The sequence below is a fragment of the Vibrio sp. V03_P4A6T147 genome, from assembly GCF_002241085.1.
Lineage (GTDB): Bacteria > Pseudomonadota > Gammaproteobacteria > Enterobacterales > Vibrionaceae > Vibrio > Vibrio anguillarum.
This window is the reverse complement of the sequence record NZ_NDIO01000308.1, coordinates 1-6,234: the sequence shown is the minus strand read 5'-3', so window position 1 is coordinate 6,234 and position 6,234 is coordinate 1. Positions and strand designations below refer to the sequence as shown.

The 6,234-nt window shown below is 45.0% G+C and carries 6 protein-coding genes; 2 read left to right on the top strand and 4 right to left on the bottom strand.

Translation table 11 applies throughout. The annotated features are described in order from the left end of the window. Positions 1-1,222: glycoside hydrolase family 18 protein (locus B9J84_RS12020; RefSeq protein WP_094124222.1), on the top strand; the 1,222-nt coding region annotated here is incomplete at its 5' end. 55 nt (positions 1,223-1,277) lie between these two features. Here B9J84_RS12020 and B9J84_RS12015 read toward each other — a convergent pair. From B9J84_RS12015 to moeA, 3 genes are all read right to left on the bottom strand, one after another. After that, the gene (locus B9J84_RS12015; RefSeq protein WP_179217563.1) at positions 1,278-2,108 is read right to left on the bottom strand and encodes a rhodanese-like domain-containing protein; all 831 of its coding nucleotides are present in this window, start codon (positions 2,106-2,108) and stop codon (positions 1,278-1,280) included. A gap of 78 nt (positions 2,109-2,186) precedes the next feature. Next, complete coding sequence (gene moeB / locus B9J84_RS12010; RefSeq protein WP_094124220.1) at positions 2,187-2,933, bottom strand: molybdopterin-synthase adenylyltransferase MoeB; 747 nt, start codon at positions 2,931-2,933, stop codon at positions 2,187-2,189. 8 nt (positions 2,934-2,941) lie between these two features. Beyond that, a complete protein-coding gene (moeA, locus tag B9J84_RS12005) occupies positions 2,942-4,177 on the bottom strand; it encodes a molybdopterin molybdotransferase MoeA (protein ID WP_094124219.1) in 1,236 nt (411 codons plus the stop codon). A 152-nt stretch (positions 4,178-4,329) separates the two neighbouring features. Here moeA and folE point away from each other — a divergent pair, with 152 nt between their 5' ends. Then, positions 4,330-4,983, top strand: coding sequence for a GTP cyclohydrolase I FolE (folE, locus tag B9J84_RS12000; protein WP_013867838.1), 654 nt, complete (start codon positions 4,330-4,332; stop codon positions 4,981-4,983). Between the two features lie 114 nt (positions 4,984-5,097). Here folE and msrB read toward each other — a convergent pair whose 3' ends face one another. Beyond that, positions 5,098-6,231: a peptide-methionine (R)-S-oxide reductase MsrB gene (gene msrB, locus B9J84_RS11995; protein ID WP_094124223.1), complete on the bottom strand. Its 1,134-nt coding sequence runs from the start codon at positions 6,229-6,231 to the stop codon at positions 5,098-5,100. Positions 6,232-6,234: the final 3 nt, after the last annotated feature.

Below are 6,234 nucleotides of genomic sequence, written 5' to 3'. Positions count from 1 at the left end.
CGTGGCGGGCTACTTTGCTGATTGGCAATATGAAAATGAGCAAAACCCCTACACAGTTAAAGATATTCCAGCAGAGAACTTGACTCATGTTATTTACGCCTTTTTGAGTATGTGTGGCCCCCATTCTGGAGCCAGTGAAACCGTACAAAAGCAAATCGCTAAGCAATGTGAAGGAAAAGCACCATTTAGTGCGATTGTTGTTGATACTAAATCCGCACTAGAAAAAGAGTTTGGCGCAGTCAATGTACCAGTTCCTTACAAAGGTCACTTCGCTCAACTTACACAAATGAAGAAAGACTATCCGACGCTTAAGATTCTGCCTTCATTTGGCGGCTGGACAATGTCTGAACCGTTCCACGCAATGATAAAAGATCCTGCTACGATCAAGCATTTTTCCAAAACAGCGGTTGAACTTATAGAACAGTACGCCTTCTTTGACGGCATCGATATCGATTGGGAATATCCGGGTGGTGGCGGTTTAACTACTTCGCCTTGGAATCCGGATACGAAATTAACCGACGAACAAAAAGAAGCAGAAAAACAGGCCTATACCGAGCTGATGAAAACATTACGTGCTGATTTGGATGCGTTGAGTAAAAAGACGGCTCGCCACTATGAACTTTCTACTGCTGTTGGGGTTGGAGCGAAAGCGGCTCAGATAGATTGGCCCGCCGTATCCCCTTATTTAACCAATATGTTTGCGATGACTTATGATTTTCTGGGTGGTTGGGGAACGCAAACGGGCCATTTAACCAATTTACATGCGACGGATCGCAGTTGGTGGGGAATGGGAGCCGATGTGTTTATCAATCAAATGATCGAATTGGGTATACCAAGCGAGAAATTGGTTATTGGCGCGGCGTTTTATGGACGTGGTTGGCAAGGCACTCAAGATTATGAGGGTGGTTTGCCTACGGCTGATCTTGTGTCTGAGCAGGGAGCGCCGTTTGGGACCGGTGAAAATGGCTATTTCATGTTCTGGGATTTGATGAAAAATTATCGCGCGGCACAAGGGTATCAATATGATTACGATCAAGAATCGCAAGCACCATATTTATGGAATGCAGAAAAGAAAGTATTTATCTCGTATGAAGATGAACGTTCAGTGCGCGCCAAAGCCAAATGGGCAAAATCAGCGAAGCTAGGGGGAATTTTTACATGGGAACTTTCAGGTGATCCTTCAAATGAATTGATCAAAGCAATGGCTGATGAGTTGAAATAGCACGCTTTGTAAAACATGATCAAATCCCCACAATGGTGGGGATTTGATTCAGAGACTAAAGCTCAATAGGCAGCTCAGTGCGTTGCCCCCATTCTGTCCACGAACCATCATAAACGCACAGTTTTTCGTAGCCGCAAATTTGCGCAGCCAGCAGCACAATGCAGGCGGTTACGCCTGAGCCACAACTGAAAATGTATTGCTCTTTTCCAGCAGTCAGCGTTGCTTGCATAATAGGTTGTAGATCTTGCGGTGATTTAAGCTTATGCCCATTCATCAACTCTGTAAAAGGTAAGCAAATAGAGTGAGGAATATGGCCGCTGCGCACGCCTTCTCTTGGTTCTTTTATTTGACCCAAAAAACGAGCTTGTGAACGGGCATCAACAGCTAAGCTCTCTGGGTTCTCTATTTGTGCAAGCACATAGTCTGCGTTCACAAAATAGCGAGGATCGAGCGTGCCATGGAAGTTTCCGTGTTTAAAGGCATGTGTGTACTCTTTTACAACGGGTAAACCTTGGCGTTTCCATTCGGTTAATCCACCATCAAGAACGTATACCGACGCATGTCCCATCGCTTTGAGCATCCACCATGCCCTCGGTGATGCAAACGTCCCGCTATTGTCATAGACAACGACGATCGAATCGTGGTTTAAACCGATCGATTGTGCTAATTGGTTAAAGCGATCTTCACTAGGCATCATATGAGGTAGTGGCGATTGTAGGTCACAAAATTCACCATCATAATCAAAGCGCCGAGCGCCGGGAATGTTATGCAGAGTATCTTTCTCAGTTTCACTGGGAATTTGGAATTCAATACTGCAATCAAGAATAACGGTGCGCGGGTCGCCTAACTTTTGTGCTAGCCATTGGGGGGAGACGAGTGGTGACATGAGTTTAACTCTCCTATTGTGTGGGCTGATGCGGTGGACGAATGAGAAAGATATTATTGAGTCTTTCTCGTTCATTTACTAGCAAGTCTGGCAGTGAGCGAATTTGATTAAGTTCATTTCTCTCCACGTCATTGAAAGAGCGTCCAATATCAAAATTTTGCCTTGTTTTACCTGCCCATATTGGGCGATCACTTTGATCGCTTCCATCGCTTGTACCGCGCCAATAATCCCGACGACAGGGGCCATTACGCCCGCTTCGACGCAAGTGAGTACGTTACTACCAAAAAGAGCGCTTAAACATTGGTAACAGGGCTCGTCTGGGTGTTGATACATAAACACGCTGACTTGCCCTTCCATACGAATCGCAGCACCAGATACCAGTGGTGTTTTAGTTTGAAAGCAGAGTTTATTCAATTGGTTACGAGTATCAAGGTTATCTGATGCATCCAGCACCAAAGAATGCTGTTCAATTAATGCTTTCAATTGTGCATCTTCAAGGCGTTGATCAACGGTATTTACCGTTAAATACGGGTTAAGCATACGCAGTGACTCTGCCGCTGAGTCTACTTTTTTACGTCCAATATCGGCATCACTATGCAGCACTTGGCGCTGTAAATTAGAGAGCTCAACCACATCATCATCGATGAGCGTGAGTGAACCAACACCTGCCGTGGCAAGGTATTGGCTTGCAGCGCAGCCCAATCCTCCTGCGCCAAGAATTAAAATAGAGCTTTGTTTAAGTGCTTCTTGTCCTTCAAAATCAAACTGTTTGAGAATGATTTGTCGGTTGTAACGCAGTAGCTCTTGATCAGATAGGATCTCCATAGTGATCCTTAATACAAGCTGGGATTAAAAAGTTGGATATTGACGGTTTCGCCCACCTCCACTCGGCCACGATCTTGCTCTAACACCACAAAACAGTTGGCGAGGCTCATCGAACGAAATGCCCCCGAACTTTGGTTTCCGGTAGTTTCAACAACAAACTGGCCATTTTCAATTGTGTAAATACCGCGTTGGTAGTCAGTACGGCCCGGTGATTTTTTAAAGGCATTTTTAGTGATGGCTGGAATGGACTCCGGTGCTTTCCAGTGAGTGTGTCCAGCCAATTTAGCCAGCATAGGTTGCACCAAGACGTATAGGGTTAATACGGCTGAAACGGGGTTGCCAGGTAAGCCACAGAACCAAGCATGATCTAATGTTCCAAATGCAAACGGTTTGCCCGGTTTTATTGCCAGTTTCCAAAAACCGATTTCTCCGAGTTCTTGCAAAATATCTTTGGTATAGTCAGCTTCGCCTACACTTACGCCGCCAGAAGTAATAACCACATCGGCCAAATGTTGAGCTTTATCAAAGGTAGCTTTTAAAGTGGCAGGGCAATCAGCAATGATCCCAAGATCAATCGCTTCACAACCAAAATTCTCAATTAATGGTTTAATGCCATAACGATTGCTGTCATAGATTTGTCCCTCAGCAAGAGGTTCACCGAGTGGTTTTAGCTCATCTCCAGTTGAGAAAAAGGCCACTTTGGGTTTACGAAAAACGGTCACATGGCTGATGCCGAGTGTGGCAATCATTGGGATATCACGCGAAGTCAAGCGAGCCCCTTTATGTAGCACTACATCGCCTTGTTTGATGTCATCACCAATGGGGCGAATATTTTGCTGAGGCTTCGCATTCGGCTGTAGAAAGCAGATACCATTTTCGTTTTCGGTCGTTTGCTCTTGCATGATCACCGCGTCGCAACCAGCTGGAATTTTCGCGCCAGTCATAATTCGCACGCAACTGTTGGCTGGCCACGGCCCTTCAAATGGAAGACCGGCAAAAGATTTGCCAGCCAGCGGCAGGGTGGTTGACTGTTGCAGATCAGCTAATCGAATAGCGTATCCATCCATCGCTGAGTTATCGAAAGGCGGCACAAAAATGGGTGAGAGTAACTCTTCAGCCAACACATAGCCTAACGCGTCGGCTAGCGGTAGTTTCAGCGTCGTTTGGATGGGTTTGATATTCGCTAGCATTGTCTCTAACGCTTGTTCGATAGGCATTAAGCCCGGTGAATCACAACAGCCCATGATCGGTTCCTATAGCTTTTTTCTTTGCGAGGACTTTATCATACATTGCTTACAGGCAATAATGACCATCCTTAAAATATGGATGTAATTATTCAAAATTCCGAGTATCCTTGTCTGCCATCCGAAAGGGGTAAAAAGTAAGAGGAATCGGAATGCTAGGTCTTAGCGAATCAGCAAAGTTGGTCAAAGATGCGCTAGAGAGCCGAGGTTTGGAAACGCCTATGCGTCCAAATGAGGTTACTCGTGAAGAAAAGAAAGAAAAAATCGAACACCATATGCGTGAGATCCTCACATTACTCGGTCTTGACTTGACCGACGACAGTTTAGAAGAGACACCCCATCGAATTGCGAAAATGTATGTGGATGAGGTGTTTTCTGGCCTTGATTATCAAAACTTCCCCAAAATTACTGTGATCGAAAACAAGATGAACGTCAGTGAAATGGTGCGTGTAAAAGAAATTACCGTGACCAGCACCTGTGAGCATCATCTAGTGACTATCGATGGTAAAGCCGCGGTGGCGTATATCCCAAGAGGCAAGATAATTGGTCTTTCTAAGATTAACCGTATTGTACGTTTTTTTGCTCAGCGCCCCCAAGTTCAAGAGCGAATGACACAGCAGATTCTGGTGGCTTTGCAAACCTTACTCGGTTCAGACGATGTCGCGGTCACCATTGATGCCACTCATTACTGTGTTAAGTCACGTGGTGTTATGGATGCGACCAGTGAAACGACCACCACAGCATTAGGCGGTATTTTTAAATCTAACCCTGCCACCCGCGCCGAATTTTTCCATGGTTTACATTAATCGAATCTCAGTTGAGTCCATCGATTAACGTTGATCAACTAAAAAAGCCCTCGCAAGTGAAGCCGAGGGCTTTTTCGTTTTACCACGCACGCTTTATTGAAACAGAGCCAAATTTTATTTAAACAGAGCCAAGTACTCGCCATAGCCTTCAGCTTGCATCGCCTCTTTTGGTACAAATCGCATCGCGGCAGAGTTCATGCAGTAGCGTAAGCCGGTTGGTGCTGGTCCATCCTCAAAGACATGACCTAGGTGAGAATCTGCAAAACGGCTGCGCACTTCGGTTCTGGTATAAAAAAGCCGAGAATCGCTTTTGGTCGCAATATACGCTTCATTAATTGGCCGAGTAAAACTGGGCCAGCCCGTACCAGAACGGTATTTGTCGGTAGAAGAGAATAATGGCTCTCCGCTGACTACATCGACATAAATACCATCGGCTTTGTTATCCCAATACTCATTCTTAAATGCACGTTCAGTACCTTCTTCTTGCGTCACGTAATATTGCAAATCAGTCAATTTGGCGCGTATCTTTTCATTAGAAGGTTTGGTGTATACCTTAACGTTGTTTTGCATTTTTTGCGCTTCGATCAATTGACGTAAGGTTTTTGGATGCTCATTACGATCTTTACCGAAGATGGTATCAAGATATTGGTCACGTCCGGAAGCATGACGATAGTAGGTGTAACGTACTTTGCTCTTTTTATAAAAGTCTTGGTGGTACTCTTCAGCAGGCCAAAATTGGCTATATTGAATCAGCTCTGTTTTGAGCGGCTTTTTGAAGATCCCTAGCGCATCAATTTCTTGCATAAAGCGCTGCGCGGTCTGCTTCTGTTCACTGTTATGATAAAAAATGGCAGGCCGATACTGTGGGCCTCTATCAACAAACGAGCCTTGATCATCCGTCGGATCAATGTGGCGGAAAAAATGATCCAATACATTCTCGTAGCTGACAACTTGCGGATCAAAGGTCACTTGAATCACTTCAATGTGGCCCGATTTTCCTGATGAGACTTGTTTATAGGTAGGGTTTTCAAGGCTGCCACCCGCATAACCAGAGACAACGCTAATGACACCGTTGAGTTTTTCAAGATCAGATTCTGTACACCAAAAACAGCCCCCAGCTAATGTCGCGATTTGCTGATTACCAATGCTGGGCATGGTTTTAGGCTGAGTTTCTGCTTGGCTAAATAGCGAAAACAGAATAGGCACAATAAGCGCTATTGAGAATATAAAGGGAGTAAAACGTTTCATAAC